Origin of the sequence: Streptomyces sp. NPDC047917, from assembly GCF_043204345.1 — a bacterium.
GTDB classification, from domain to species: Bacteria; Actinomycetota; Actinomycetes; order Streptomycetales; family Streptomycetaceae; genus Streptomyces; species Streptomyces sanglieri.
Window position 1 is genome coordinate 69,725 of sequence record NZ_JBIDCA010000004.1, and the last position, 25,210, is coordinate 94,934.

Annotated in this window: 20 protein-coding genes; 6 read left to right on the top strand and 14 right to left on the bottom strand. The window is 71.6% G+C overall.

Annotation, left to right across the window (positions count from 1 at the left end; genetic code table 11):
- Positions 1-37: 37 nt before the first annotated feature.
- From ACGF8B_RS10160 to ACGF8B_RS10190, 7 genes are read right to left on the bottom strand one after another with little or no spacing between them, the layout of a single operon-like run.
- Complete coding sequence (locus ACGF8B_RS10160) at positions 38-2,305, bottom strand: M20/M25/M40 family metallo-hydrolase (protein ID WP_392736588.1); 2,268 nt, start codon at positions 2,303-2,305, stop codon at positions 38-40.
- Positions 2,302-4,056 carry an AMP-binding protein gene (locus ACGF8B_RS10165; protein ID WP_392736589.1) on the bottom strand — a complete coding sequence of 585 codons (1,755 nt, stop codon included), beginning with the start codon at positions 4,054-4,056 and terminating at the stop codon, positions 2,302-2,304. Before ACGF8B_RS10165 ends, ACGF8B_RS10160 begins: the two co-directional genes overlap by 4 nt.
- The gene (locus ACGF8B_RS10170; protein WP_392736591.1) at positions 4,053-7,352 is read right to left on the bottom strand and encodes an amino acid adenylation domain-containing protein; all 3,300 of its coding nucleotides are present in this window, start codon (positions 7,350-7,352) and stop codon (positions 4,053-4,055) included. Before ACGF8B_RS10170 ends, ACGF8B_RS10165 begins: the two co-directional genes overlap by 4 nt.
- On the bottom strand, positions 7,349-8,164 hold the full coding sequence (locus tag ACGF8B_RS10175) for a class I SAM-dependent methyltransferase (protein WP_392736593.1): 816 nt from the start codon (positions 8,162-8,164) through the stop codon (positions 7,349-7,351). Before ACGF8B_RS10175 ends, ACGF8B_RS10170 begins: the two co-directional genes overlap by 4 nt.
- Positions 8,165-8,175: 11 nt before the next feature.
- Positions 8,176-9,249: an ornithine cyclodeaminase family protein gene (locus tag ACGF8B_RS10180; protein WP_392736595.1), complete on the bottom strand. Its 1,074-nt coding sequence runs from the start codon at positions 9,247-9,249 to the stop codon at positions 8,176-8,178.
- A gap of 56 nt (positions 9,250-9,305) precedes the next feature.
- Positions 9,306-10,532: an MFS transporter gene (locus tag ACGF8B_RS10185; protein ID WP_392736597.1), complete on the bottom strand. Its 1,227-nt coding sequence runs from the start codon at positions 10,530-10,532 to the stop codon at positions 9,306-9,308.
- Positions 10,533-10,534: 2 nt separating this feature from the next.
- Entirely contained in the window at positions 10,535-11,569 is a 1,035-nt protein-coding gene (locus tag ACGF8B_RS10190) for a pyridoxal-phosphate dependent enzyme (protein WP_392736599.1), read from the bottom strand.
- Positions 11,570-12,028: 459 nt separating this feature from the next.
- On the opposite strand from ACGF8B_RS10190, the gene ACGF8B_RS10195 reads away from it, so the two are divergent.
- Both ACGF8B_RS10195 and ACGF8B_RS10200 read left to right on the top strand, forming a co-directional pair.
- Positions 12,029-14,062, top strand: coding sequence for a transglycosylase domain-containing protein (locus tag ACGF8B_RS10195; protein WP_392736601.1), 2,034 nt, complete (start codon positions 12,029-12,031; stop codon positions 14,060-14,062).
- Positions 14,059-15,360 carry a hypothetical protein gene (locus ACGF8B_RS10200; protein WP_392736603.1) on the top strand — a complete coding sequence of 434 codons (1,302 nt, stop codon included), beginning with the start codon at positions 14,059-14,061 and terminating at the stop codon, positions 15,358-15,360. Before ACGF8B_RS10195 ends, ACGF8B_RS10200 begins: the two co-directional genes overlap by 4 nt.
- Positions 15,361-15,414: 54 nt before the next feature.
- Here ACGF8B_RS10200 and ACGF8B_RS10205 read toward each other — a convergent pair whose 3' ends face one another.
- The 3 genes from ACGF8B_RS10205 to ACGF8B_RS10215 are packed head-to-tail and all read right to left on the bottom strand — an operon-like array spanning position 15,415 to position 18,170.
- The gene (locus ACGF8B_RS10205) at positions 15,415-16,449 is read right to left on the bottom strand and encodes an ABC transporter substrate-binding protein (RefSeq protein ID WP_392736604.1); all 1,035 of its coding nucleotides are present in this window, start codon (positions 16,447-16,449) and stop codon (positions 15,415-15,417) included.
- 52 nt (positions 16,450-16,501) lie between these two features.
- The gene (locus ACGF8B_RS10210) at positions 16,502-17,365 is read right to left on the bottom strand and encodes an ABC transporter permease (protein WP_392736606.1); all 864 of its coding nucleotides are present in this window, start codon (positions 17,363-17,365) and stop codon (positions 16,502-16,504) included.
- Positions 17,355-18,170 carry an ABC transporter ATP-binding protein gene (locus tag ACGF8B_RS10215; protein WP_392736607.1) on the bottom strand — a complete coding sequence of 272 codons (816 nt, stop codon included), beginning with the start codon at positions 18,168-18,170 and terminating at the stop codon, positions 17,355-17,357. The genes ACGF8B_RS10210 and ACGF8B_RS10215 overlap by 11 nt, the downstream gene beginning before the upstream one ends.
- A gap of 219 nt (positions 18,171-18,389) precedes the next feature.
- Here ACGF8B_RS10215 and ACGF8B_RS10220 point away from each other — a divergent pair, with 219 nt between their 5' ends.
- Both ACGF8B_RS10220 and ACGF8B_RS10225 read left to right on the top strand, forming a co-directional pair.
- Positions 18,390-19,988: an ATP-binding protein gene (locus tag ACGF8B_RS10220; protein WP_392736609.1), complete on the top strand. Its 1,599-nt coding sequence runs from the start codon at positions 18,390-18,392 to the stop codon at positions 19,986-19,988.
- Positions 19,985-20,683, top strand: coding sequence for a response regulator (locus ACGF8B_RS10225; protein ID WP_392736611.1), 699 nt, complete (start codon positions 19,985-19,987; stop codon positions 20,681-20,683). The genes ACGF8B_RS10220 and ACGF8B_RS10225 overlap by 4 nt, the downstream gene beginning before the upstream one ends.
- A 42-nt stretch (positions 20,684-20,725) precedes the next feature.
- Here ACGF8B_RS10225 and ACGF8B_RS10230 read toward each other — a convergent pair whose 3' ends face one another.
- Positions 20,726-21,280: a TetR/AcrR family transcriptional regulator gene (locus tag ACGF8B_RS10230; RefSeq protein WP_266920066.1), complete on the bottom strand. Its 555-nt coding sequence runs from the start codon at positions 21,278-21,280 to the stop codon at positions 20,726-20,728.
- A gap of 95 nt (positions 21,281-21,375) precedes the next feature.
- Here ACGF8B_RS10230 and ACGF8B_RS10235 point away from each other — a divergent pair, with 95 nt between their 5' ends.
- Together ACGF8B_RS10235 and ACGF8B_RS10240 are read left to right on the top strand one after the other, a co-directional pair.
- Entirely contained in the window at positions 21,376-22,026 is a 651-nt protein-coding gene (locus ACGF8B_RS10235) for an FMN-dependent NADH-azoreductase (RefSeq protein WP_266920065.1), read from the top strand.
- Positions 22,023-22,346 (top strand): multidrug efflux SMR transporter, encoded by a 324-nt coding sequence (locus tag ACGF8B_RS10240; RefSeq protein ID WP_266920064.1) that lies wholly within the window; start codon positions 22,023-22,025, stop codon positions 22,344-22,346. The genes ACGF8B_RS10235 and ACGF8B_RS10240 overlap by 4 nt, the downstream gene beginning before the upstream one ends.
- A 279-nt stretch (positions 22,347-22,625) precedes the next feature.
- Here ACGF8B_RS10240 and ACGF8B_RS10245 read toward each other — a convergent pair whose 3' ends face one another.
- From ACGF8B_RS10245 to ACGF8B_RS10255, 3 genes are all read right to left on the bottom strand, one after another.
- On the bottom strand, positions 22,626-22,820 hold the full coding sequence (locus ACGF8B_RS10245; RefSeq protein WP_266920063.1) for a hypothetical protein: 195 nt from the start codon (positions 22,818-22,820) through the stop codon (positions 22,626-22,628).
- Positions 22,821-22,985: 165 nt separating this feature from the next.
- Positions 22,986-23,870, bottom strand: a complete 885-nt coding sequence (locus ACGF8B_RS10250) for a phosphatidylinositol-specific phospholipase C/glycerophosphodiester phosphodiesterase family protein (RefSeq protein WP_392736614.1) — start codon at positions 23,868-23,870, stop codon at positions 22,986-22,988.
- A gap of 134 nt (positions 23,871-24,004) precedes the next feature.
- Positions 24,005-25,120 (bottom strand): ricin-type beta-trefoil lectin domain protein, encoded by a 1,116-nt coding sequence (locus ACGF8B_RS10255; RefSeq protein WP_392736616.1) that lies wholly within the window; start codon positions 25,118-25,120, stop codon positions 24,005-24,007.
- Positions 25,121-25,210: the final 90 nt, after the last annotated feature.

The following is a 25,210-nucleotide window of genomic DNA, read 5'->3' on the forward strand; positions in this document are numbered from 1 at the left end:
TGCCCTGCCGGGTCCGCCCGCACGGTCCGTGCCGCGCTCAGTGCCCCGATCGCAGTCCGGCCAGGAGCTGGTAGACCGTCTCGGTGCCCTGTCGCAGGGGCTCGACGCCGATGTGTTCGTCGGTGCCGTGCATCCGCTTCAGCATGTCCCGGTTCACGGTGAACGGGTACATGCCGTACACGGGTACGTTCTGTTCCCGGAACGGCACCGCACTGGTGACCGCCTCGAACTGACAGGCGGTGGCCCGTACTCCGGGGTGGGTCCGGCGTACGGCGCTCTGCCAGGCCCGGAACACATCGGTGTCGTAGTCGGAGTCGGGGGTGGCCAGATAGCCGCGCAGCCGGTCCAGCGCCTGCTGCTCGCTCTCACCGGGGTTGCCGACCACACTCAGCGTCGCCCGGTTGCCGATCAGCGAGCGCAGTTCGGCGACGGTGCGTCCGGGGTCCTCGGCGCCCGGCAGGAAGGCGGCCCGGAACTCCGCGGTCGCCGTGCCCGGCACGATGCTCGGGTAGTAACCGGACTGCGCCGCGGTGAAGGCGAGTGTGGTCCGCAGCATCGCGTTGTGCAGCTCGGGGGTCTCGCTGAGCCGCACCACGCTCTCCCCCGCCCGGTCCCGCTGCCGGTCCGTGCGGGCGTCGAGCATCTCCCGCAGCGACCGGGCGAGGTGCCGGTCGGTGGTGGCCTCGGCCAGTTCGGCGAAGTACCGCCGGGAGAGTGCGTTGGGACGGATGTGGGCACGCCACTGGCCGAGCTGTTCGAGCACCTCGCCCAGCCGGATCACCGCCTGGCCGGAGAACGGCTTGGAGGTGTGGGTGGCGTACGAGGCGGTCTCCAGGCGCAGCAGCAGGGACCGCTTGTCGTTGCAGGTCAGCGAGGCGATCATGGGCGTGGAGCCGTCGCGCTGGTTGAGCACCCAGCCGCCCTCGGTGATGACCGCGCCCGCCGCCACCCTGCCGGGGTGTTCGGTGAGGAACCAGCGCACACCGTACGGGCCCTGCTCCTCGTCGCAGTCGGACCAGAAGACGATGTCGCGGTCGAAGGACGCCCCCTCCCGGACATGACGCAGCAGTGCGGCGACGAAGGCGGCGTTGACGCCCTTCATGTCCAGCGAGCCGCGCCCGTACAGTTTGCCGTCCTTGATCTCTCCGGCGAAGGGGTCCGTCTCCCAGCGGTCGCCGATGGCGGGCACCACGTCGGAGTGGCCGAGCAGGACCAGGGGTTTCTTCGTGGCCGGGCCGCGGCCGGGAATCCGGGCGAAGAAGTGGACGTTGCCGTCCTTCGGGGTGGGCACGATCTCGGTGGCGACCCCGGCGGCGCCGAAGATCCCCTGGAGCATCCGGGCGAGCGGCAGGGTGACCGCGCCGTCCCCGGGATTGCTGGTGTTCTGCCGGATCATGGCGACGGCCAGGGCGACGGGGTCGGTGGGGTCCCCGTCGTAGGAGACGGTGGCGGTCGCGGTCGTCCCGGCGGCCCGCGCCGCGGGTGCCGCCGACGCCACCGCGCCCAGGCCCAGCACCGTGGAGGCGACGGCGGTCGCCCCGGCGCCGAGCACGGAGCGGCGGGACGGCCGGGTTCCGGGAAGGCCGTCGAGGCAGGCGGAGACCACCGCGGCCGGGTTCTCCTGATGGGCGAAGTGGCCGCCCTCGACGGACATCAGGGTGCATTCGCCGCGGGTCCACTCGGCCCAGCGGCGCACGGTGACCTCGGGCACGTGCGGGTCGTCACAGGCCCACACCGCGCGCAGATCGACGTGCGGAACAGCTCCGCGGCGGCCGTCGTAGCGGGCGGCCAGTTGCAGATCGGCGATGACGGGAGGCAGCAGCACCTCCTCGAACTCGGGGTCCGCGAGGAGTTCCGGATCGGTCAGCCCGGTCCCGGTGACGAAGGCACGGGCGTCCTCGACGGTCACGTCCACGCCCCGGCCGTCGAAGTCGCCGGGGCACTGTCCGGCCACGGCGCACAGCCTCGTGACGGGCACCCCGGCATCGAGCAGCCGGCGGCAGGTCTCGTACGCCAGCAGGGCGCCGAGGCTGACCCCGACCAGCACCAGCCGTCGTCCGCCCAGCAGTTCGCGTATCCCGGCCGCCACCGCGTCGGCGTAGACGGCCATGTCGGTGACGGGCTCCTCGTCGACCCGGGTGCCGCGGCCCGGTGGTGCGACGAACGCGAGGGTGATGTCCTCGGGCAGCCGGCCGCGCCAGCCCGCGAACGTGGAGCCGTGGGCGCCGGTGGGTGCGAAGCAGACGGCGAGGGTGCCGGTGCCCTGTGGCTGCTCGCTCGGCACGGTCAGCCATGGGTCGTTCATATCTGCTCCTCCTGCTGGATCTCGCGGCACAGTGCGGCGATCGCGGTGACGGTGGGTGCGCCGAGGATGCGGCGCAGCGGGACGCGTCGGCCGGCCGTCGCGGCGAGCCGGCCGGCGAGCCGTACGGCGAGCAGGGAGTGGCCCCCGGCGTCGAAGAAGTTCTGCTCCGCCGACGCGGGCGGTGCGCCGAGCAGCTCGTGCCAGAGTGCGGCGACGGCGGCCTCGGTGGCGTCGGACGGGGTGAATCCGGCGGCCCGTTCCTGTCCGATGCCTGCCACGAGCGTCCGCAGGGCGGTGCGGTCCAGTTTGCCGTTGGTGCTCAGCGGGAGCCGCGGCACCGGCTGGATGCGGGCCGGCAGCATGTAGTCGGGCAGCCGGTCGCGCAGATACGCGCGCAGTGCGGCGGGGGTGGTCTCCTCGTCGGCGGTGACACAGGCGACGATGCGTGTCTCGCCGTCCTCGGTCTCCGCGTAGGCTCCCGCGTCGGTGACGTCCGGTGCCTTGCGCAGGGTGGCCTCGATCTCCTCCAGTTCGACGCGGTAGCCGCGCACCTTGATCTGGTTGTCGGAACGGCCGGTGATCTCCAGCCCGGAGTCCGGGAGCGTGCGGCCGCGGTCGCCGGTGCGGTAGTGCAGGACTCCGGCGTCGTCGGTGGTGAAGCGGTCCTCGCCGTCGCCACCGACGTAGCCGAGGGCCAGTGGCGGTCCGGACACCCACACCTCGCCGGTCGCACCGGGCGGCAGCCGCCGGCCGAGCCGGTCGCGGACCGAGAGCGAGGCGCCCGCCACCGGGCTGCCGACGGGGACGCGTTCGGCGTCGGCGGCCAGTCCGGCGGTGTCGTAGGCGGCGACGTTGGAAGCGGTCTCCGTCATGCCGTACAGGTTGAGCAGGGTGGCGTCGGGCCAGAGCTCGCGGAAGCGCAGGACGGTGTCCACGGGCAGGATGTCGGCGCCGCTGGTGACCAGGACCGGCCGGTGTCCGCCGGGGTGTCCGGCGCTCTCCTCCAGCAGTCCCGCGATCAGCTGCGGGGTCAGGAAGAGGTGGGTGATCCGTTCCTCGCGGACGGTGGCGGCGAAGAGCGCCGGGTCGAGGAGTTCGTCGGTGGCGAGCACGACGGACGGGACGCCCCTGAGCAGTCCGCCCAGCAGTTCCCAGGGCGAGGCGACCAGTGCCAGGGACTTCTGGACGGCGAGGACCGCGTTCTCGGGGAACGGGTGGTCCCGCCACATCCATTCGAGCCGGCCGCGGACCGAACGGTGGCTGATGCGTACGCCTTTGGGGTTTCCGGTCGTACCCGATGTGTAGACGATGTGGAACAGCGCGTCCTCGTCGGGCTCCTGCTCCGGCGCCTGGTGCAGCGGTCCCTCGGTGAGGGGCGCCAGGGTGACGCGGGGTGCGTCCAGGGTGGGGAACTGGTCGAGTCCGGGCTCGGCGAGCACACAGTGCGGCCCGGTCTCCTCCACCATCCGGCGCTGCCGCCGCACGGGGATCGCGGGGTCCAGCCCGAGGTAGGCGGCCCCCGTCTTCAGTACGGCGAGCACCCCGGCGACGGCGGCCGGGCCGCGCTGGGCGGCGAGTGCCACCAGCGAGCCGGGGCCGGTGCCCTTGGCCGTGAGCCGGGCGGCCAGCCGGCCGCTCCATTCGTCGAGTTCGCGGTAGCTGACGCCGGTGCCGGCGTGGCGCAGGGCTGTGGCCCGGGGGTGGGCCGCCACCTGTTCGGCGAAGCGTTCCAGCAGGGTCGGCGTGGTCATCGGTGATCGTCTCCGGGCAGCAGGTCGAGGGAACGAACGGTGGTGTGCTCGGCGCGCTGCGGGTCGGTGAGGGCCCGCAGCGCGATCAGGGTGGACTCCAGGACGTTGCGGGCTGCCGGTGCGTCGAGGAGTTCCTGCTGGTAGGCGTACTGGAGCAGCAGCCGGCCGGGGCCGTGCGGCTGGACGTACAGGGCGCAGTCGTACTTGGTGTAGCCGGTGTCCAGTTCGACGAAGCGGAACCGGACGTCCGATGCGGTGGTGGCGCGCGCCGGGTAGGGCAGCATGTTGAGCATGGTCTGGAAGACCGGGGTCGCCGCCGAGCTGCGTGAGGCGGCCGGGAGCCTTCGCAGCGTCCAGCCGAAGGGATACTCGGCGGCGGCGTACGCGTCGTACACCGTCTCCCGTACCTGTGCGGTGAATTCGGTGAGGGTGGCGGCCGGGTCGATGTCCAGGCGCAGCGGCAGCATGGCGAGGGTGAAGGCGGGCACATCGGCGGTCTCCGGCCGTTCCCGCCCGGCCATCGGGGCGCCGACGACCACTTCGCCGGTGTCGCCGTAGTAGCTCAGGGCCAGTGCGTAGGCGGCCAGCAGTGGTACGAACGCGGTGGCGGACGCGGCCAGTGCGGTGGCGTGCAGTCGCCGGGACAGCTGCTCGTCCAGGACGGCCTCGGAGATCTCGCCCCGGTAGGTGGGGGTGGCGGGGCGCTGCTTCTGGGCGATCCCGAGCGCCGGGAGGTCGCCCGCGAGCCGGCGCAGCCAGTACTCCCCCGCCTCGGCGACCTCCTCGGTGGCCAGCCGCTCGGCCAGGTGGTCGAGATAGCGGTCATAGCGGGTGGCGCGTTCGGGGTCGGGCGCGTCGGGCCGCTGTTCGTAGAGTTCGGCCAGCCGCTGGAACAGCACGGTCGCTCCCCAGCCGTCGAGGAGCAGTTCGTGCATGGTGACCAGGAGCCGGTGCTGTCCGCCGGGCAGCCGGAACAGCGCGGTGCGCAGGGCAGGTTCGCCGAGCAGGTCGAAGGGTCTGGCCGCCTCCTCGGCGGCCACGGTGCGGAACTCCTCGGTGTGGACGTCCCGGGCGCTCGCGGGTAACGGGACCTCCCAGTGCGGGTAGTGGTGCAGCACTTCCCGTCCGTCGGCCTCGTCGGTCTCGGCGAACCGGGCGAGGAGCAGCGGATTCTCCGCGAGCAGCAGCTGCCAGGCCCGGCCCAGCCGTGCCACGTCGAGGGGTCCGTCGAGTTCCAGGGAGCCCTGGTAGCTGTAGTAGGGGCTGAGCGGGTCGAGCCGCCAGTGGAAGTACACCCCTGCCTGCTGCGGGGTGAGCGGCCGGGTGCGCGGCCCGTCGTCGCGTACCGTCACGGTGCGGACGCCGGTCGTGTGCCGCCGGTCCCGGCCGAGCGCGGCGAGTGCGGCGGGGCTGCCGTCGCGCAGTACGTCGCGCAGGCCCGCCGCCGAGCCCGTCTCGCGCAGGGCGGCGACCAGTCGCATGGCGAGCAGTGAGTCCCCGCCCAGTTCGAGGAACCTGTCGTGCCTGCCGACCCGGCCGATGCCGAGGATTCCGGCGACGAGGGCCGCGATCACGCTCTCCGCCCCGCCGCTCGGTGAAACGTAGGGGCGGGTTTCGGGGCGCCTGCGGCGGGGTGGCGCGGGCAGGGCCTGGTAATCCGTCTTGCCGTTGCGGGTGAGCGGGAGCCGGGGCAGTACGACGAAGGTGTGCGGCACCATGGGCGCGGGCAGCCGCTCGCTCAGCCGGGCGCGCAGTGATTCCTCGGCCGGTTCGTCGCCGGAGGCGGTGACGTAGGCGATGAGCCGGGGCGGCTGGGAGGCCGCCGGGCTGTGCGCGCTCTCCCGGGCGACCAGGGCCCCGGTGTCGTCGGGGGTGTGGACGACGACGGCACAGGCGGCGACGCCGGGGTCAGCGCCGAGCACCGCCTCGATCTCGGCGAGTTCCATGCGTACGCCGCCGAGTTTCACCTGCCGGTCCACCCGGCCCAGGTACTCCAGTTGGCCGTCGGGCAGTACCCGGACCGCGTCCCCGGTGCGGTAGAGGCGGCCGCCGTCGGCGGAGAAGGGGTCGGTGAAGAAGGCGAGTGCGGTGCGCCCCGGGTCTCCGAGGTAGCCGCGGCCCACGACGAGCCCTCCGACGAACAGTTCCCCCGTCTCGCCGTGCGCGCAGGCGTGCCACTGCCCGTTCTCCTCACGCAGTACGTACAGGTCGGCGTTGCCGATGGGTGAGCCGATCGGCAGATGGCGCACTCCGGCGGCCGGCGGGCCGAGTTCGGCGTGCGTGACGTCGTCCGAGCACTCGGTGGGGCCGTAGGCGTTGAGCAGCCGGATGCCCGGCATGGTCTCGTGCCACCGCCGGGCCAGGGCGGGTGGCAGCGCCTCGCCGGTGGCGATCATCCAGCGCAGCGTGCCGGGCCGTGCTCCCGCGCCCTGCTGGGCGTCCAGCAGGAAGCGGATCAGGGTGGGCACGGTCTCCAGCACCGTGGTTCCGCGTCCACGCAGCTCCGCCAGCAGCAGGGCGCCGTCCTGTGCCTGCTCGTCGGCGAAGATCTGGACCCGGCCGCCGACGAGCAGCGGGGCGAGCATCTGCCAGACGGAGATGTCGAAGCTCAGGGGCGCGGTCTGGGCCAGCCGGTCGTCGGCACTCAGCCCGAGGTCGTCGACCTTGGCCCAGAGGTGGTTGAGCATCCCCCGGTGCTCGACGATCGCGGCCTTGGGGCGGCCGGTGGAACCCGAGGTGTAGAGGACGTAGCGCACCTCGTCGGGGGCCGGCGGCGCGGTCCGGGGGTACGGACGGTCCGCCGGTCGCGGTGTGGTGGTGGGTACGCCGGCCGCGCGGGCGCCCTTGACCAGCTCCCCGCTGTCCGCCGGTTCGCCGGTGGTCAGCAGCAGTGCGGCGCCGCTGTCGGTGAGCAGGGATTCGACCCGGGCGGCGGGCCAGCCCGCGTCGACCGGCAGATAGACGGCGCCCAGCAGTTCCAGGGCGAGGAACGCCGTGATGACGTCGGCGCCGCGCCGGCCGCCGACCGCGACGATCTGCCCCTGCGAGATCCCGGCGGCCGCCAGCCGTCCGGCGGTGCGGCGCATCAGGTCGGCCAGCCGGCCGTAGCCGATGGATGCCTCGCCGTCCTCGATCGCGGTCCGGTCGGGGTGCGCGGCGGCGAACCGCTCGACGTAGGCGTGGACCCCTTCGTCCAGCGCGTAGGGTTCGCGGCGGGTGAGTGCCGCGGCGACGGCGCGCTCCCGCGCCCCCTCGGCCAGCGGGAGCTGCGGGTAGTGCTCGGGCAGGCCGGTCACCGGACCGCCCGCTTCTCGGCCGTGACCAGCAGGTACTCGACGGGTACGCCCGTGCCGCGTGCGTCCGTGGTGTGGAATCCCTCGGTCATCTCGACCATTTCCGCGCGCAGTTCCTTCCATCGCGAGGGCGGCGAGATGGTGTTCTTCGCCGCGATGCAGGGTCCGAAGCAGTTCTCGAAGAAGGTCACCAGGTCCTCGGCCGCGGTGAACGGGTAGAAGAGTTCCCGGCGTTCGGAGGTGACCGTGAATTCGGGGCCCAGCAGCTCGGCGAGGTAGTCCGGTGATCCCCACAGCATGGGCTGTCCCTGGTGGCCGTTGGGCGAGGGGAAGTAGGCGGAGAGGATCTCCTGGAAGTGCGCGGTCCAGCTGCGTGCCGTCCAGTTGCACATGCCGATCCGGCCGCCCGGCCGCAGCACCCGGGCCATCTCCCCGCCGGAGGCGGCGTGATCGGGCGCGAACTGGATCCCGTAGGTGGAGGTCACGAGGTCGAACGAGGCGTCGGCGAAGGGGAGTTCCTGGGCGTCGCCGCGGCGCAGCTCCACCTTGACGCCGGCCTGTGCGAACCGTTCGCGGGCGTCGGGGAAGAACTCGTCGGTGAGGTCCAGCCCAGTGACGGAGCAGCCGCGCAGCGCGGACAGCAGGGCGACGTTGCCGTTGCCGGTGGCGATGTCGAGATGGACGGTGTCCGGGGCGGGGGCGAGCCGGTCGACCAGTTCGACGGCGCCCGGTCGCAGCAGATCGGCGACGTGCCGGTACTCGCCGTACGACCACATGGTGCGGTTGATCTCCTGGATGTTCTGATCGATCGTCATGCGGATCCCCCTCAGAGCGTGAGCCGGGTGCCGAGTCCGGCGGCTTCGGCGCGGGCGTGGATGCGGTCGGCGACGGCGACGTCGAGGATCGACATCCCGAACGGGTTGCTGATGACGATCTCGTCCTGGTCGCGGCGGCCCGGGTGCCGTCCGGCGATCACGTCGCCGAGCGTGCCGTCGACGGGGCGGGCACCGGGCCGCGCGGTCACTCCCTGGCGCGGGGTGCCGTCGGGGCCGAGCAGGGTGCCCGCCCGGTGCATCCGGCCGAGCAGCCGGCGCGGGTCGTCCCGGACCAGGCTCCAGTCGTCGACGATCACCGTGCCGGCCGCGAGCACGGCGGCCTCGGTGAGGTCGTCCAGCGAGACATGGCAGACCAGCGCGCCCGGCCGCAGCCAGTCCGGTTCGATGTATCCCCGGGTCACCGTGGTGACGGGCACGACGACTTCGGCGTCCCGGACCGCCTCGCGCGGCCCGTCGGCCACGGCCGTCTCGATGTCCGCCGCTGCGGGCAGCGTGGCGATGTGGTGGGCGACGGACTTCGCCCGGTCGGGTGCCACGTCGTACAGCGTGATGCGGCGCAGGGTGGGCACGGTGCGCAGCAGCAGCGCGATGTGTGCCTGCGCGAGGGCGCCGCAGCCGAGGAGTGCCAGTCCGCGCGGTTCCGCCACCGCGAGGTGGCGCACGGCCAGTGCGGTCACCGCCGCGGTGCGCATCGAGCTGATGTAGGCGGCCTCCATCAGGGCGCGGGGGCGGGCGGTCTCCGGGTCGAGGAGCAGGGTGAAGCCCTGGGCTCGGGGAATGCCGCGCGCCGGGTTGCCGATCGAGGCGTTGATGGTCTTCATGCCGATGACCGGCGCCCGCCCCTCCTCGGTGAGCGCACCGGGCATGGCCAGCAGCCTGGCCGCGTCGCCCTGCGGGGTGGTCCAGCCGAGGTAGGCCTCCTCGGGGAGGACGGAGTGGCCGGCGGAGTGCAGCCTGAGCGCCTCGGCCACCGCCGCCACGATGTCCACGTCGCGGGCGGCCTCGATGACGTCCGCGCGGGTCAGGTGGCGGAAGTGGCTGTCGGGGTATTGCTCGAAGTCCATGGCGGGCGGGGCTCCTTGGCGAGGGGGTGGTTGCGGTGAGGCGGAACGGGGCGGGCTCAGCCGCCGGTGGCGGGTGCCGTCCGGAGCATCACGAGGGGGACGAGCGCTCCGAGCAGCAGTACACCGGCGAGGACGATCCAGCCGGCGGTGCCGAGGGCGAGGACGACGCCGGTCATCAGCACCGGGCCGGCGACCCGGTTGGCCACGGTGCGGCTGGTGTTGAACAGCACCAGATAGGCGCTGCGTGCCCCTTCCGGTGCCAGGTCGAAGGAGAGGGTCCACGAGGCTCCGACCTGGAGCAGTTCGGCGAAGGTCAGCAGGACGACGGCCGCGCCCAGCACCAGCAGCGCCCGGTGCGCCCCGAAGCCGGGCGCGGCGGCGAACGCGAGGGCGCCGCCGCTGAGCAGCAGCGCCGCGGCCGCGTAGGAGAACCAGGCCCTGCGGGTGGTGCTGTAGCAGCGGTTGAGCGGGTACTGGAGGGCGATGCACAGCACGGTGTTGACGGCGTACAGCACGCCGACGTAACGCTCCGGTACGTCGGTCTCGGTGACGAGCCAGAGCGGGAAGGCCACGTTGAGGACCGGCATCCACATCGACACCAGTGCGTTGTACGCGGTGAAGCCGAGCAGCCTGCGGTCCTTCAGCAGCTCCGCCACCCGGGTGCCGCCGGCCGCGGTCGTGGCTTCCTCCCGACGCGCGGTGGCGTAGACCGCGGCCACCGCGACGTAGGCGAGCGCGCCGCCGATGAGCAGCGGCCGGAAGGCTCCGGGCGATCCGGAGCCCAGGGCGACTCCGGCGATCAGCCCGCCCAGGCTGATGCCGAGGTTGACGACGGTGCGCTGTACGGCCATGACCTTCGCGCGCAGGCTCTCGGGGGCGCGCGCGCCGACGTACGACTGGACCAGTGGGGGCGAGGACTGTTCGGTGACGGCGATGACGGAGACCACGAGGAGGAAGCTCCACCAGCCGTCGACCCACAGGTAGCCGACGGTGGCCAGGGCGCGCAGCAGCATCACGCCGATCAGCACCGGCTTCGGTCCGTGGCGTGCGGCCAGCCGGGCGATGGGCACGGCGGCGGCGAGGGCCACGGCGCCCCCGATGGTCAGGCCGGTGCCGACGGTCGCGGTGCCGAGGTGGGCGACCTTGACGAAGTAGATGGTCGAGACGGCGAGGAAGAGTCCCGTTCCGGTCCACTCGATCAGCGTGGCGGCCTGCACCAGCGGCAGGAACTGCCGGTGGCCGGGGCGCGTCCGCTGCCGGTCGAGGGTGGTGCTCGTGCCCATGTTCAGTGCTCCTGGTGCTTCCGGTCGAAGAAGAGTCCTTCGCTGCGCAGTTGTTCCACAGCGGAGGTGATCTCCTTGGCGACACCCTGTTCGTTCGCCCAGTTGTCGGAGTAGAGGGTGTCGCGGTACTTGGCGCCGCCGTCCGCGGCCAGGCAGACCGCGAGCCGGTCGTCGGTCCCGGCCGTCTCCTGGTCGGTGAGCATCGCGCGGACCGCGCAGCCGCTGGAGCCGCCGAGCGCGAGCCCGATGTCCTCGGCGATGATCCGGCAGACGGCGATCGCCTCGATGTCGTCGACGTGCACCGCGCGGTCGTAGCTGTGCGGTGTCCTCAGGAAGACGGACGGTCGGCTGGCCCCGATGCCCGGGACCAGGCGCCGTCCGGCACTGCCCGAGACGGCCAGTGAGCCGCGTACGTCCACTGCTATCGCGGTCACGTCGGGCCGGTGCTCGCGCAGGTGGGCGCTGATGCCCGCGAGGGTGCCGCCGGTGGAGACCGGTACGTACACCGAGCCGAGTTCCGGTCCCGCCTGCCCGGTGAGCTCGGGTCCGGTGGTGCGCCGGTGGATGGCGGGCGCGGCCCAGTTGCCGTACTGGTCGGGCCAGCGGTAGCCGGGGTTGTCCGCGCACAGTTCACGCACCCGGCTCAGCCGGCTCAGCAGATAGCCGCCCAGTCCGTCGGGCCGGTCGACGACGATGACCCGCGCTCCGCTGTCGGCGAGACTGCGGCGGGTGGTGTGCGGGGTCTTGAGGTCGACCACGGCGAGGAAGTCACAACCGAGTGCCGGCAGCAGCCCGGCCAGGGCGAGGCCCAGGTTGCCCGAGGTGGATTCCACCACCACCGTGCCGGGGACGAGCGGCTGTTCGTCGTGCAGCGACCGCAACAGGCCGACGGCGCTGCGGTCCTTCACCGATCCGGTGGGGCCGTGGTTCTCCAGTTTCAGCCCCAGCCGCCGGACCCGGCCCTGGTGGGTGACGTCCAGGCGGAGCAGGGGAGTTGGGTGGAGGGCCCGTGCCAGGACGGGATTGACACGCGACACGGCTTCTCCCTGTGCGATGCGTCGTACGACCAAGGCGGTGGAGCGACCGGCCGGCCCGGCGCGCGCTCTCAGACCTTAGGCGGGCGGCCCCCGGTGTCACCACGGCACTGCGGCGCGCGCGTGGCACCGTTGGCCAGAACAGCGCTTGACGCCCCGCCGGTTCCGTCCGCGGGCCGGCGAACGCCGAGGAACGGTCCGGTGCCGCGGCGGGCCCTGGACGCACGCGCGCAGTCGAATTGGCCGGTTCGTCGCCGGGCCACGGCCCCGGGGGACGTGACCGGCACGACCTCCACCGAGGGCCTGTTATCTTTACGTGACTTCGCGACAGAACTCTCGGTCATGCTTTGGCCTTTGATCTGTTGGCGTCGATGTGCCGGCGTGTGGCGGCGGACGTTCAATGACCACTGCACGGGCGCGGTCGCGGTCTGCGACCGGCCCGGCCTGTCAGGGCTGGACGGAATGACACAGCACAACAGATTCAGCAGGGCGGCGCTGACCGCACGAGCGGTGCTGGTCCCGGGGACCGGGCGCCGGAAGCAGGCGAAGAAGCGCCCGCTCGCCCGCAGGCCGCGCAGACCGGACTACCCTCGCGCGGGCCGGCGCGGCTGGCGAAGATGGGTGCCCTCGTGGCGACTGGTCCTGGGCTCGGTGCTGATGTTCACCGCGACACTGGCGACCGTGGTGGGGATCGCCTACGCCCGTACGGACATACCCGAGGACCTCAACGCCTTCGCCACCCAGCAGGACACCGTCTACTACTGGGCCGACGGCACGCCGATGGCCCGGACCGGCTGGGTGAGCCGCCAGGAGATGCCGCTCTCGAAGATCCCCGAGCATGTGCGATGGGCCGTACTGGCCGCGGAGAACGCCGACTTCTACTCCGACCACGGCATATCGACGCAAGGGATCACCCGCGCGCTGTGGCGCACGGTCGGCGACGGGGACACCCAGGGCGGGTCGACCATCACCCAGCAGTACGTGAAGAACGTCTATCTGTCGCAGGACCAGTCCTTCTCACGGAAGTTCACCGAGATGCTGCTGGCGGTCAAGCTGGACCGCCGCCTGAGCAAGGACAAGATCCTCCAGGAATACCTGAACACCAGCTGGTTCGGCCGGGGCACCTACGGTCTCCAGCGCGCCTCGCAGGCCTACTACGGCAAGGAGGTCACCCAACTCAACGCCAGCGAGGGCGCCTTCCTCGCCTCGCTGCTCAAGGGCGCCTCGCTGTACGACCCGGCGGTCAACCCCGCCAACCGTGAACGGGCCGTCGAGCGCTGGCGGTGGACGCTGGACCGCATGGTGACGATCGGCAGGCTGAGCCCGGCCGAACGGGCCACGTACACCACCTTCCCCGAGCCCAGGCCCCCGCACCGGCCCAACAGCGCGGGCGGGCAGGACGGCTATCTCGTACAGCTCGCCGAGTCCTACGCCAAGCGGGCCGGTCACATCTCCGACGCACGCTTCGACCTCGGCGGCTACCAGATCTACACCACGTTCGAGAAGCCGCGGATGACCGCCCTCACCCGGTCCGTCCGCGATGCGCGCAAGGCCCTCGACCCCCGGCGGCGCAAGGCCGACCGCTCCGTCCGCTTCGGCGCGTCGACCGTCGCCCCGGACGGTCGGATCCTCGCGGTGTACGGCGGACCGGACTTCGAGAAGCAGGCCTTCAACGAATCCAACGCGGGCACCGTCCCGGCCGGTTCGGCGTTCACCCCCTTCGTCTACGCCGCCGGCCTCCAGCACGGTGTGACGCACCAACGCAACGGCCCGCGCTCCACCGTCACACCGGCGACCGAGTACGACGGCGACGACGACATACCCGTCATGACACCCGAAGGCCCCTACTGGGACCGCAGCGGGAAGATGGTCAAGGGCGACAACGACGGCGACGAGTCCTTCGGCCGGATCAGCCTGCACGACGCCATGGCGAAGTCGGTGAACTCCCCCTTCCTCCAGCTCGGCATGGACGCGGGGCTGAAGCTGGTCCGCAGCACGGCCGAGGCGTCGGGGCTGCTCCCCTCCAGCTTCGGCCCGCCCGTCCCGGCATTCGCGATGGGCAACTCCACCCCCAGCGCCATCCGGATGGCGGACGCGTACGGCACGTTCGCGGCCCACGGGATGCACACGGATCCGTACTCGGTCGGCAAGGTCACCCGCAACGGCGAACCGGTCCGGCTCGACCTGCCCAAGCCGCGACGCGCCGTCCGGTCCGACGTCGCCGACGAGATCACCGGATCGCTCACCCGGCCCTCCACGCGTGGAGTCGCGCCCGCCGGCCCGGTCGCCGTCAAGACCGGAACCACCGAGGACGACACCGCACGCTGGCACGTCGGGTACAGCCCGACCGCCTCCACCGCCGTCGTCGTCTACCGCATGGACCTGACGAAGAGCCTCGCCCCGCTGCCGCTCAAGGGCCTGGCGGGCGGCCCCGAGGACGACGGGAAGCTCCCGGCCCTGATCTGGAACACATACACGGAAGCCATGACGAAGTGACAGAGACCAGAGTGAAGTCGACCGCACGCCGCATACGGGCCCGCCTCACCCCCCGTATCGTCCTGGGGCTCGCCGTGTGTCTTGTGGTGTCGGGTTCCGCGGCTCTGGTGCCGCTGCTGTCCGACGAGACGTCGAGCACCCGCACCCCGGAGCAGGGCACCAGCACCGTCGCCGCACCGACGCCGACCGCCAGGGAGCACCACGGGAGCGGCGGGGGCACCGAGGAGAAGGAGTGGGACGGAAAGGTCAAGATCCTGGGTGACGGCTCCACGTCGTACACCGGTCCGCAGCCCTCCCAGCTCAAGGCCGAGCGGCTCAAGCCGGGCGAGCGGCCGCCGCAGTTCGTGGTGTTCTCGTGGGACGGCGCGCTGGAGGGCGACGACCACATGTTCTCGCGCTTCCGCCGGGCGGCGAAGGAGAGCAACGCGCACATGACGTTCTTCCTCACCGGCATCTATCTCCTCCCGAAGGAGAAGCGGGACCTCTACCACCCGCCGCAGCACAAGGCCGGCTCCGCCGCCATCTCGTACCCCACGCGCGAGCACATCCGGATGACGCTGGAGCAGCTCGGCGACGCCTGGCGGGAGGGCAACGAGATCGGGTCGCACTTCAACGGCCACTTCTGCGAGAAGAAGGGCGGTGGGGACTGGAGCAAGGACGAGTGGATCAGCGAGATCGGGCAGTTCTACTCCTTCGTGCAGAACTGGAAGACGAACACCGGCTACAAGGACCTCGACCCGCTCCCCTTCGACCCCACCCGTGAGGTCGTCGGCGGGCGGGCCCCCTGTCTGGAGGGCCAGAAGACCCTGCTCCCGGCGTCCAAGCCGTTCGGCTGGCGCTACGACGCGAGCTCCCCGGGCGACTTCCAGGTCTGGCCGTCCAAGAAGAACGGCATCTGGGACCTGCCGCTGCAGATGCTGCCGTTCCCCGGCAAGGACTTCCAGGTGCTGTCCATGGACTTCAACTTCCTCTACAACCAGTCCGAGGGCAGCACCGAGGGCGACCCCGCGAAGTACGAGACGTGGCGCAAGGAGGCACGGGACGCGTACGTCGCGGGCTTCGACCGGGTGTTCCACGGCAGCCGCGCACCGCTGTTCATCGGGAACCACTTCGAGGACTGGAACGGCGGGATATACATGGACGCCGCCGAGGACACGATGCGGGAGGTCTGCCCGCGCAAGGAGGTCCGCTGTGTGTCCTTCCGCGAACTGACCGACTGGCTCGACGCGCAGGATCCCGAGGTCCTCGCGCAGTGGCGGACCCTCGACCCCGCCCAGCCGCCCAGCTGGAAGCAGTAGGCGGCCCGCCCGGGCTGCGGGAGCCGCGCAGCCCGGGCGCCGTGGAGTCCGCGGTCAGTTCGCCTTCTCGACGAACTCCGTGGTGTACGTCTTGGCGAGGTCCACCTCGGCGTTCTTCAGGTTCGGGTTGAAGGCCTTCAGGACCCGCTCGACGGTGGCGGGTCCGTCGGGGGGCATGACACCGTCCTCGGTGAACATGGGCAGTGTGCTCTTGATCGCCTGCGCGTAGAGGGCCTTGCCACCGCCCTGGGCGTAGTCGGCGGGCATCTTCGCGGCGATCTCGTCGGCGCTGTGCGTGGACATCCACTTCAGCGTTCTGACGAAGGCGTTGGCCAGCTTCTGGACGGTCTCCTTGTGGCTGTCGACCCACTCGGTCTGCATGTAGAGGCTGGACGACGGGTAGAGCCCGCCGAGCGCCTGCTTGGAGCCCTCGGGGGTCCGCATGTCGATGAGGATCCTGCCGAGCTTCTTGTCCAGGATGGTGGCGACCGTGGGATCGGTGGTCATGCCGCCCTCGATGGAGCCCTGCTGGAGGGCGGAGATGAACGTCTGCCCCGCCCCCACGGCCACAGGGGTGAATTCACTCGTCTTCACGCCGTTGCTCACGGCCAGGTACTTCGTGAGGAAGTCGGTCGAGGAGCCGATGCCCGTGACGCCGAGCTTCTTGCCCTTGAAGTCCTCGGCCGAACGGACCTCCCCCGCCGCCTTGTCGGAGACGATCTCGACCTCGCCGGGGGCCTGGGAGAACTGGACGACCGACTCGACCTGCTTGCCCTTCACCTGGAGGTCGAGGGTGTGGTCGTAGAAGCCGACCGTGCCCTGGACGTCGCCGGAGACCAGCGCCGTCTCGGCCTGCACGCCCGCGGGTTCGGTGAGCAGCTGGACCGACACTCCTTCTTCCTCGAAGTAGCCGAGCCGCTCGGTCAGCATCGCCGGCAGGTAGATCACCTTGTCGAGGCCACCGACCATGATCTTGACCTTGTCGCCCTTGCCGCCGGAGGCCGGGTCGCCGCCACCGCAGGCGGTCAGGCTGGTCAGGGCGAGTACGCCGGCGACGGCGACGGCCGGGATCCGGGTGGATGCACGCATCTGGTTCACGTCCTTGTGAAGAAAGAATCTGGGCAGGGATGGTGAGGGGAGGTCAGCGGTCGGCACCGGCGTCGGCCGGTTTCCAGCGGAAGAGCCGCTTCTCCAGGAAGGTCAGCAGACCTTCGGCCAGCAGCGCGACGATCGCGAGAATGACCATCGCGGCGTAGACACCGGCGGCGTTGAACGTGCCCTGGGACGCGGCGACCAGCAGGCCGAGCCCCTTGGTGGCCCCGATGTACTCGCCGACGATCGCGCCGATGAGCGCGAAGCCGAAACTCACATGGAGACTGGTGAAGATCCACGAGGTGGCGGAGGGGATGACCACCTGGAGGGTGACCTGACGGTTACTGGCGCCCAGGATGCGGGAGTTGGCGACGAGATCGCGGTCGACCTCCCGTGCGCCCTGGAAGGCGTTGAAGAAGACGGGGAAGAAGACGAGGACGACCGCGGAGGCGACCTTCGACGCCGGGCCGAGTCCGAACCAGATGAGGAAGATCGGGGCGAGCACGATCCTGGGCAGCGCGTTGAGCACCTTGATGTACGGGCCCAGCACATCGGCGGCGAACCGGACACGGCCCAGCGCGATCCCGAGCAGTACACCGGCGAACACCCCGATGACCCAGCCGAGCAGCGCTTCGTAGAGCGTGTACCAGATCTGCTCCCAGAGGGAACCCTGGGCGGTGCCGTCCACGACCCAGGTGCGGATCTGGTCCCAGATCCGGGACGGCATGGAGAAGTTGAACGGGTCGATGACCGCGGTACGGGCCAGCCATTCCCACAGCCCGACGACCGCGAGGAGCACCGCGATCCGGCTCGCGGCCACCAGGTATCCGCGGTTCCTGGCGGCCCTGGCGCGGGCCCGGGTCCGCTCGGTCTTCGTCACGGCGGCGCTCACGGTGATGGTGTCAGGCGACATCGAGGGCACCTCTCTCGCGGGTGATGCGGACCTCTTCGCCGAGCGAGGACCAGATCTCCCGGTAGATCTCCACGAACCGGGGCTCCAGCCGTACCTGCTCGACCTTGCGGGGGCGGGGCAGGCCGATCTCGAAGACCTCCTTGACCGTGGCCGGTCCCGCGGTCATGACCACCACCTTGTCGGCCAGCGCGATGGACTCCTCCAGGTCGTGGGTGACGAAGACGACGGAGGCGCCGGTGCCGGCCCACAGCTCCAGCAGCTCGTCCGACATCAGGGCCCTGGTCTGCACGTCGAGCGCGGAGAACGGCTCGTCCATGAGCAGGATCTCGGGGTCGTTGACGAAGGTGGCCGCGAGCGCGACGCGCTTGCGTTGGCCGCCCGACAGCTGATGGGGGTAGCGGTCCTCGAAGGAGGAGAGACCGACCCTGGCGAGCCAATCCCGGGCCCGCTCCCTCGCCTCGGGCTTGGGCACACCGCGGAAGCGGGGGCCCGCCATCACATTGGACAGCACGGTCCGCCAGGGGAAGACGGCGTCCTGCTGGAAGACGAAGCCGACCTTGTCGCCGATGCCGCGCACCGGCTCGCCGGCCACCAGCACCTCGCCCTCGGTGGGCTCCTCCAGTCCGCTGACCAGGGTCAGCGTGGTCGACTTGCCGCATCCGGTGGGGCCCACCACGGCGACGAACTCGCCGCGCCCGATGGTGAGGTCCAGGTCCCGTACGGCGGTGTGGAGCGCCCCCGACGGAGTCCGGAACGCTTTGCTCGCCCCCCGCAGTTCGATGGCGGGGCTCGTTTCGCTTTTCATGGAGCGGGACGCTAGAGGCGCCCCGAGGACGCGGGCACCCTTGCGCCCACAACTCGGGGTTCTGCCCATATCCCGGGGTTCTGCTCGTTCTGCTCACGGCCCCGGCAACGAATGGGCCACGAGGACTGGTCATCGGCGAGCGCGACGTTTACGTTGCGTTCACACGAGGACGAAACGGAGCATCATGTTCCTGGCCGGCGGAAGGCAGAGGGCGAGTACATGCGCATTCACTGGCCGCGCCGTGTCTTCGCCCAGGTCCTCCTCACCCAGGTGGTCATCACCACCGGGGTGATCATGCTCGTGACCGGGCTCTTCCTCGCCCCGCTCAGCCATCAGCTCGACAACCAGGCGATGCACCAGGCCCTGTCCATCGCCCAGACCACCGCCGCCGAACCCGGTCTGGTCCGGGATCTGAGGAGCACCGACCCCAGCCCCGGCGGACCGGTGCAGGCCGAGGCGGAGCGGATCCGGCGGGCCACCGGGGCGTTGTACATCGTGGTGATGGACACCCGCGGGGTGCGCTGGTCGCACACCGACATCACGCAGATCGGCAGGCACGTCTCGACCGACCCCAGCACGGCGCTGGGCGGCCGGGAGATCATGCAGATCGACGACGGAACCCTGGGCCGGTCGGCGCGGGCGAAGGTCCCGCTCCGCGACCGGCGGCAGGACGTCGTGGGCGCCGTGTCGGTGGGTATCGCCTACGACAGCGTCCACGACCGGCTGCTGGGCGCGATCCCCGGTCTGCTGCTGTACTCCGGAGCGGCGCTCGCCGTCGGGGTGCTGGCCACCCTGGCCGTGTCGCGACGGCTCCAGCGCGGCACGCACGGGCTCGCCTTCGCCGACATCTCCGCGTTGCTGGACGAGCGCGAGGCCATGCTGCACAGCATCCGCGAGGCGGTGCTCGCACTGGACGCACGGGGCCGGATCCGGCTGCTCAACGACGAGGCGCAGCGGCTGCTCGATCTGGACCAGGACGCGGTCGGACGCGCGCTGGGCGAGGTGCTGCCGCCGGGCCGTACGGCACAGGTGCTGACGGGACGGGTCGACGGCGCGAACCTGATCACCGTCTGCCGGGGCCGGGTATTGATCGCCAACCGCATGCCCACCGGCGACGGCGGGGCGGTGGTCACCCTGCGCGACCGTACCGAGCTGGAGCTGCTCGGCCGTGAACTGGACTCCACGCACGGGCTGTTGGACGCGCTGCGCGCCCAGGACCACGAGCACGCCAACCGGCTGCACACCCTGCTGGGGCTGCTGGAGCTGGGCAGACACGATGCCGCGGTGGAGTTCGTCGAAGAGGTGACCAGCGGTCACCGGGCCTCGGCGGAACAGGTCGCGGAGCGCGTCAACGACCCCCTGCTGTCCGCCCTGCTGGTGGGCAAGTCTGCCATCGCGGCGGAGCGGGGCGCGTCCCTGCGTGTCTCGCCGGACACCCGGCTGCCGGACGTGGTGGTGGACCCGCGCGATCTGGTGACCGTACTGGGCAATCTGATCGACAACGCGCTGGACGTCGCCACACTCGTCGAGGTCGAACTGCTGGCCGAGGGCAGTACGGCGGTGCTGCGGGTCAGCGACAACGGTCCGGGGGTGCCTCCCGGAACGCGCGAGCAGATCTTCACCGAGGGCTGGTCCACCAAGGAGCCCACCGCCCACCGCGGACGCGGGCTGGGCCTGGCGCTGGTGCGCCGGCTGGCCGAGCGCTACGGTGGCGCGGCCCGCGTCACGGCCCGGGCCGGCGGCGGCGCGGTCTTCACCGTGGTCCTGCCCGAGGCGCTCACCGTCCGGCCGCTGACAGAAGTGGGAGAGTCGCGATGATCGATGTCCTGGTGGTGGACGACGATTTCCGGGTCGCCGAGATCAATGCCGCGTACGTGGCCAGGGTCCCCGGCTTCCGGGTCATCTCCCGTGCGCACACCGCCGCGCAGGCGCTGTCGTTCCTGGAGCGGGACCATGTCGATCTGGTGCTGCTCGACCACTATCTGCCGGACGAGACGGGGCTGACGCTGGTGCGGCGGCTGCGCCAGCTCGGCCACCCGGCCGATGTGATCATGGTGACCGCGGCCCGTGACGTCGCGACCGTGCGCACCGCCATGCGGTACGGCGCGCTCCAGTACCTGGTCAAGCCGTTCAGCTTCAGCGGTCTGCGGTCCAAGCTGGAGAGTTACGCGGCCCTGCGCCGGACCCTCGAAGGGGTGGGCGGCGGCCGGGGCGAGGCCGGGCAGGAACAGGTCGACCAGATCTTCGGCGCCCTGCGCACCACGGAGTCCGGCTCCGCGGCCGGGCTGCCCAAGGGGCACTCGGCGCCCACCGCGGATGTCATCCGCCATGTGCTGTCGGCCGCCGAGGGGCCGCTGTCCGCGCACGAGGTCGCCGCCCGGGCCGGTCTCAGCCGCTCCACCGCCCAGCGCTACCTCAAGTACCTGGAGGGCGCCGGCCGCATCAGCCTGAGCCTCAAGTACGGCGACACGGGCCGTCCCGAGCACCGCTACGCGTGGGCGAGGGCGAGCTGAGAGGTGTTCCGGCCGGAGGCCGGGCGCCGACCGCGGCGCGGCTCAGCCGACGGCGAGCGTCCGTTCCGCGAGCGTGTCCAGGGCCGACTTGATCTCCTCGACGCCGCGGCCCCGTCCTCGCTGGTACGCGAAGAGTTCGGGCTCCAGCGGGGCCAGCAGGATGTCGCTGAGGGCGTCCGGGCCCGGGACGCCCGCCTCCTTGACGAGCATGCGGACATGCGCGCGCCAGAAGCCGTACGCCCCGGTGGCGAACCGCGCGGAGCCGGACTCGGCGCCCAGGGTGAGGTGGATGTGCTGCTCCAGCAGGTCCGTCATCGCGGCGTAGAAGGCGGCCAGCCGTCGCGCGGGCGGCGCGCCGGGCCCCAGCGGCGGCTCCCCGCCGAGCAATTTCTCCTGGAGCGCGCGTTCGTGTTCGTCGAGGAGCGCCGTGGCGATGGACGGGATGTCGGGGTACCGGCGGTAGAGCGTGCCCCGTCCCACGCCGGCCTCGCGGGCGACGGCCTCCATCGTCACGCTGCGCGGATCCCCCGCGGTGAAGAGCCGGTTCGCCGCGGCGAGCACCTTGGCCCGGTTCCTTGCCGCGTCCGCGCGTTCCATGGATCCCACCGTACAGGAATAAGCGGACACCACGTCCGGTTACCCTGTCGAGCTAAGCGGACACGATGTCCACTTAACGACTCCAGGGGGTACCCATGTCCGTACTGCTGCACATCGCCGCGAGCGCGCGGCGCGACTCCTTCAGCCGGGAACTGGGCGACGCCTTCGCCACCGCCTGGCGGAGCGCGAATCCGTCCGGCACGTATGCGCTCCGCGATCTGCGCACCGACCCGGTGCCGCAGATCGACGAGGCCTGGACCGAGCTCTGCGACCACGTCCTGCGGCACGGCATCACCGACATCGCCCGGTACGAGGAGGCGGTGCGCACCCCGGACCAGGCGGGGGCCTGGGAGGTGCTGCGGCCGCTGCTGAGCGAACTGGTCGCCGCCGATGTCGTGTTGATCACGACACCGATGTACAACTTCACCGTCCCCGCCTCCCTGAAGGCGTGGATCGACCAGGTGACGTTCCCCAGGATGTCGCTGGCGGGGCGCCGCTTCGTGATCGCGTCCGCCCGGGGCGGGGCCTACGGCCCCGGCACCCCGCGCGAGCCGTACGACCACCAGGAGCGCTACCTGCGGGACTTCCTCGCGGGTCACTTCGCGATCGACGACCCGGTCTTCCTCTCGACCGAACTCGTGAACTCCCGGACGGATCCCTCGCTCGTCGCCCGCCGCGCGCAGCACGACGAGTCGCGGGCGGCCGCCCTGACGGCCGCGCGGGAACTGGGCGGAGGCATCCGATGAGCTGGCTGCTGCTGATCGGCGCCGGGCTGGTCGAGATCGCCTGGTCCCAGAGCATCGAGCCGACGCGGGGTTTCACCCGGCCGCTGCCGACAGTGGTGTGCGCCGTGCTCATGATCGGCGCGGTGTATCTGCTCGCCCGGGCCATGGAGGGGCTGCCGGTGGGCACGGCGTACGCGGTCTTCACCGGCATCGGCGCGATCGGGGCCATCGCCCTGGGCGTCCTCGTCCATCATGATCCGGTGAGTCCGGGGCGGCTGGCCGCGCTCGCCCTGATCGTCGGCGGTGTGGCGCTGGCGCGGATGACGACACCGGCCGCGTGACCGGCGGCCGCCCGCCTTCCCCGACGGCATCGGGGAAGGCGGGCACCGGGCTCGGCAGGTCCCGGTCGGGTCCGTGACCCTCCGGCGCCGACCACCGTCCACCAGGACTCCGCCGGGGCGGGGAGCCGCTGCGCGGAGGGTGTCCCGCGGCAGGTCCGCCGGAGCGGGAGGGAGCGCGGCACCACGCTCGTGGCCACGCGGCTCGTGGTGCGGCGGAGTACGGCCGCGCCGCCGGTCCGGTGGCCGGAGCGGCGGCGCGTCACACGGTGTGCGGTGGCTTCAGGGCTTGAGGCCGCTGACGACGTCGGCCGTGGCCGCCAGGCCGTCCTGGATGGTCGGCGCCATGCTCGTACCCGCGAGGAAGAACCCGAGCATGGCGCAGACCAGCGCATGCGAGATCTTCAGTCCCCCGTTGCGGAGAAAGATCACCGCGAGGATCAGCAGAAGCAGCACCAGTGAGATCGAAATGGCCATGGCCAACCTCCTCCGCCGCGCCGGAATGCGGCATTCGGCCGCCAGTGTGGCGCAGCGGAGGAGCCATCCGGACGACCGGCGTGTCCGCCATCCGGGTGTTGACTGGCTGTCACGCTCGGGGCGTCACGTGCGGCCTGCGGCAGGTCGGGCGGTCCCGGTCCGGCCCTACCGGTCGTGGGTGCGCAGGAAGCGCTCAAGTCCCGCCAGATCGTCGGTGTTGAGGTGGTCGACCCCGGCGGCCAGCAGCTCCGTCCAGAGCGCTTCCCGCTCCGGTCCCGGCGTGTCGGGGGTGGCCCAGAAGCGGATCCGCCGGCCGCCTTGGTGGGCCGCGGCGACGAGCGCGCGCAGTTTGTCCCGCTCGGCGGCGGGGAAGGGGCCCGTGCCGAGCCAGTCGAATTCGTCGGTCCAGCTGCTGCTGATGAGCGGGGCGAACGAGGCGCCGGCCGCGGCGCCGAGGTCTTCGGGCCGGCCGTCGTAGAAGGCGTAGCGGGTGCTCTGCGCCTCCATCGGGGCGCGGGCCGCACGGTCGCCGGAGATCACCGGGGTGATCGCGCCGGGCCGTACCCGGCCGTGGTGGTACGACGTCAGCATCCGCCGGTAGTGCCGGAGTTGGCGGTCGAGTTCGAGGTAGGCGGCGGCCCCGTCCGTCTTGATGTCGATCAGCAGTTGCACCGGGTCGCGGTAGCCGGGGTGGACCGTGCCGTGGTTGGCCCGGACCCTGGCGAGCAACGGGTCGAGGTAAAGCGACGCGAGAGTGCGGGAGGGGTCGAGGTCGGTGGCCTCGTGGGCGACGAGCAGTTCCCCGTCCACCAGGAAGATGTCGGCCTCGACGCTGGTGAAGCCGTGCGCGAGCGCGTCGTGCAGGGGGCGCGGGTGCAGGTAGTCGTTGTGCGCGTGGGCCCTGCGCAGGGCCCGGGTGCGCCGGCGCCGCGCGGCCGGGGACACGGCTGCGGTGTCGGAGGCGGCGGCGGTCCGGGAGGTCAGGAACGCACCTGCGGACACGGTGGCGAGTGCGGTGGTGACGACGGTTCGGCGGGTCGGGAACGCCATGGATTCTCCTGGGAGAGGGTGGTGGACCGGACGGGCGGACGCGACCGAGTATGCGACGGTGATCACCTCTACGGGCAGGGCCCGCACGAGAGTTGCCCCGGCCGTCGTCCGCCCGTCGGCTGCCGTTTCCCCGATCAGGCCGGGAGCGTCCAGCGCTGGTTGGCGGCACCGGTGCAGGTGTAGATGCCGAGCGGGGTGCCGTTGGCGCTGCCGCCGCCGTAGGCGTCGAGGCACTTGCCGGTGGCGGGGTTGACCAGGGCCGCTCCGTCGGTCCGCCACTGCTGGGCGGCCGAGCCGTCGCAGGCCGCGGTCCGTACGGTGGTCCCGCTCACGGTCATGCACCGGAACTGCGCGCGCAGGGTGCCGTCGGCGGCCCGTACCCAGTTCTGGTTGTTGCCGCCGGTGCAGCTCCAGAGGTTCAGCTGCGTGTCCGTGGCGCCGCCGGGGATGTCGACGCAGGTGCCCGCGACTCCGACGACGGATCCGGACGAGGAGTTGCCGATGCCGTCCTCGTGCACACTGCCGCCGCTCCGGCCCTCGACCGCTGCGCCGTCGGAACACGTGCCGCTCACACTGGTGGCGCCGAGGGTCGCGGTGACGGCGGCACCGCCCGCCGTGCCGTCGGGCAGGTCGAAGAGGGCCTTGGAGTACGGCGAGTCGGCGCAGGTGGCGGCGTTGTCGTTCCAGTCGAAGTACTCGACCCAGTCGACCATTCCGCCGGTGGCGACCTTCGCGCCGGTGCCGATTTCCAGGCTGCCGAGGAGGAAGGACGTGCCTGTTGTGGCATCGGTGATCGTGGCCCGGTACCAGCCTGCCGCGGTGTCGGGAGCGATGCGGAAGCGGTAGTGGTGCCCGGCCGTGAAGCGCTCGGCGAGCCGGCAGGTGTAGCCGGTGCCGCCCTCGGCGAAGGTCTGGCAGTACGTGCCCGGGTCGCCCGCCCGGCCCCCGGTGGAGTCCCAGAGCGAGAAGAGGAACAGGCCGCCGCCGGAGCGGTTGCGCTGCATGCCGATGTAGCCGCCGACTCCGTTGGTGAAGCCGAACTGGTGGGACCAGAAGACGTTCGCCCGGCCCGGGTCGGATTGGACGGTGGTGCCGAAGGTGACCTCGTCGAGCGTGGCCGTCCCGGACGGGAAGGTGTAGTTGCCGTACGAACCCGGGGTCTTGCCGGTCGCACCGGCCGGACCGGCCAGGCCGAGGCAGACGGCGACCGCGAGAATCACCACCACGACGGTGGCGCGTGCTCGTTGCATGTCCCTGCTCCTTCACCGGACGAGTGGACCACTTCTTTGTCATGGACTCGACCATAAGGGTGACGGTGGGTCAGGTCCCGGGGCATGGAC

What these genes read in the sequence shown, in the direction of transcription:
- ACGF8B_RS10245 (WP_266920063.1), bottom strand. Translation starts at nt 22,820, where the DNA reads ATGGCCATTTCGATCTCACTGGTGCTGCTTCTGCTGATCCTCGCGGTG.
- ACGF8B_RS10205 (WP_392736604.1), bottom strand. Translation starts at nt 16,449, where the DNA reads ATGCGTGCATCCACCCGGATCCCGGCCGTCGCCGTCGCCGGCGTACTC.
- ACGF8B_RS10175 (WP_392736593.1), bottom strand. Translation starts at nt 8,164, where the DNA reads ATGACGATCGATCAGAACATCCAGGAGATCAACCGCACCATGTGGTCG.
- ACGF8B_RS10210 (WP_392736606.1), bottom strand. Translation starts at nt 17,365, where the DNA reads ATGTCGCCTGACACCATCACCGTGAGCGCCGCCGTGACGAAGACCGAG.
- ACGF8B_RS10165 (WP_392736589.1), bottom strand. Translation starts at nt 4,056, where the DNA reads ATGACCACGCCGACCCTGCTGGAACGCTTCGCCGAACAGGTGGCGGCC.
- ACGF8B_RS10225 (WP_392736611.1), top strand. Translation starts at nt 19,985, where the DNA reads ATGATCGATGTCCTGGTGGTGGACGACGATTTCCGGGTCGCCGAGATC.
- ACGF8B_RS10220 (WP_392736609.1), top strand. Translation starts at nt 18,390, where the DNA reads ATGCGCATTCACTGGCCGCGCCGTGTCTTCGCCCAGGTCCTCCTCACC.
- ACGF8B_RS10240 (WP_266920064.1), top strand. Translation starts at nt 22,023, where the DNA reads ATGAGCTGGCTGCTGCTGATCGGCGCCGGGCTGGTCGAGATCGCCTGG.
- ACGF8B_RS10180 (WP_392736595.1), bottom strand. Translation starts at nt 9,249, where the DNA reads ATGGACTTCGAGCAATACCCCGACAGCCACTTCCGCCACCTGACCCGC.
- ACGF8B_RS10215 (WP_392736607.1), bottom strand. Translation starts at nt 18,170, where the DNA reads ATGAAAAGCGAAACGAGCCCCGCCATCGAACTGCGGGGGGCGAGCAAA.
- ACGF8B_RS10250 (WP_392736614.1), bottom strand. Translation starts at nt 23,870, where the DNA reads ATGGCGTTCCCGACCCGCCGAACCGTCGTCACCACCGCACTCGCCACC.
- ACGF8B_RS10195 (WP_392736601.1), top strand. Translation starts at nt 12,029, where the DNA reads ATGACACAGCACAACAGATTCAGCAGGGCGGCGCTGACCGCACGAGCG.
- ACGF8B_RS10230 (WP_266920066.1), bottom strand. Translation starts at nt 21,280, where the DNA reads ATGGAACGCGCGGACGCGGCAAGGAACCGGGCCAAGGTGCTCGCCGCG.
- ACGF8B_RS10255 (WP_392736616.1), bottom strand. Translation starts at nt 25,120, where the DNA reads ATGCAACGAGCACGCGCCACCGTCGTGGTGGTGATTCTCGCGGTCGCC.
- ACGF8B_RS10235 (WP_266920065.1), top strand. Translation starts at nt 21,376, where the DNA reads ATGTCCGTACTGCTGCACATCGCCGCGAGCGCGCGGCGCGACTCCTTC.
- ACGF8B_RS10160 (WP_392736588.1), bottom strand. Translation starts at nt 2,305, where the DNA reads ATGAACGACCCATGGCTGACCGTGCCGAGCGAGCAGCCACAGGGCACC.
- ACGF8B_RS10185 (WP_392736597.1), bottom strand. Translation starts at nt 10,532, where the DNA reads ATGGGCACGAGCACCACCCTCGACCGGCAGCGGACGCGCCCCGGCCAC.